The sequence below is a fragment of the Mycobacterium sp. 663a-19 genome, from assembly GCF_035616495.1.
Taxonomy (GTDB): domain Bacteria; phylum Actinomycetota; class Actinomycetes; order Mycobacteriales; family Mycobacteriaceae; genus Mycobacterium.
Genome location: NZ_JAPJAV010000031.1, coordinates 1 through 1,324 on the forward strand (window position 1 = coordinate 1; position 1,324 = coordinate 1,324).

Genomic DNA, 1,324 nt, shown 5'->3' on the forward strand with positions numbered 1-1,324 from the left:
CTCGGCTTCAAGGGATGGATGCAACACATCTGATTGAGGAGTGTTGTTGTGACCCGTCCGGCGTTGAGATCTGTTGTCCGTCAATTCTGGGCCCATATCGGTGATGGCTGCGCCGCCGCCGAGGCCGGCGTTGCCGTCGGCGTGTCAGAGCGATCCGGCCTGCGCTGGTTTGCTGATGCTGGTGGCGTGAAACCACGGCTGTGCGAACCGAAGACCTCTGGCCCGCGCCCGAGGCTGACCTTTGAAGACCGGATCGAAATCGAATTCGGTGTCAGGACAAACGAATCGTTGCAGTCGATGGGCGATCGGCTGGGTCGGCCGGCGTCGACGATCAAGCGTGAGATCGATGCCAACGGTGTCCTTAATCGCTACGACGGGCGCAAGTCGGGTTATCGGCGCAAAGAAGCGTTCGGGGCCCGTCAGAGCGGCAACACTGCGCACGTTAAGTATCGGGCGCTGGTGGCCCAGGCTCGCGCCGATGAACGCGCGCGTCGGCCCAAGCCGGCCAAGCTGGCCGGAAATGACCGGCTACGCGATGAGGTGCAGACTCGGTTAGACGATTTCCATAGTCCCGGCCAGATCGCGGCGATGCTGCGACGCGATTTTCCCGACGATCCGGAGATGTGGGTGTCTCACGAAGCGATCTATCAGGCGATTTACGTGCAAGGACGCGGCCATCTGCGCCGCGACATCCACCGCTGCCTGCGCACCGGGCGGGCCTTACGTAAACCCCGCAGTCACCCCGGTGAGCGCCGGGGCCGCATTCCGAACATGATCAACATCAGCGAACGCCCACCCGAGGTGGCTGACCGCGCGGTGCCCGGCCACTGGGAAGGCGACCTGATCCTGGGTAGCACCGAATCGGGCTCAGCGATCGGCACCCTCGTCGAACGCAGCACCCGATTCACCCTGCTGCTGCACCTACCCGATAACCACGGTGCGCTAGCCGTCCAAGACGCCATTGTGGCCAAGATGGCGCAGCTGCCACCGATCCTGCGCCGCACACTGACCTGGGATCAGGGTAAAGAGATGGCCAACCACATCGCTATCGCCGCGGCCGCCAAGTTGGACATCTACTTCTGTGATCCGCACTCCCCGTGGCAGCGCGGCACCAACGAAAACACCAACGGACTGCTGCGCCAGTGGTTTGCTAAAGGCACCGACCTGTCAGTGTTTCCCGCTGACTACCTCGACTACGTCGCGGCCAAACTCAACAACCGGCCCCGCCAAACACTCGGCTGGAAAACCCCCGCTGAAGCCCTCGACGAACTACTGTCTAACCCACCCAAACCGCCCACTGTTGCATCCATCGCGTGAAAGCGCC

The 1,324-nt window shown here is 62.8% G+C and carries 1 protein-coding gene; it reads left to right on the top strand.

Annotation, left to right across the window (positions count from 1 at the left end; translation table 11 throughout):
* Positions 1–48 precede the first annotated feature (48 nt).
* Entirely contained in the window at positions 49–1,317 is a 1,269-nt protein-coding gene (locus OQ968_RS24700) for an IS30 family transposase (RefSeq protein WP_324682279.1), read from the top strand.
* The last annotated feature ends 7 nt before the right edge of the window (positions 1,318–1,324 follow it).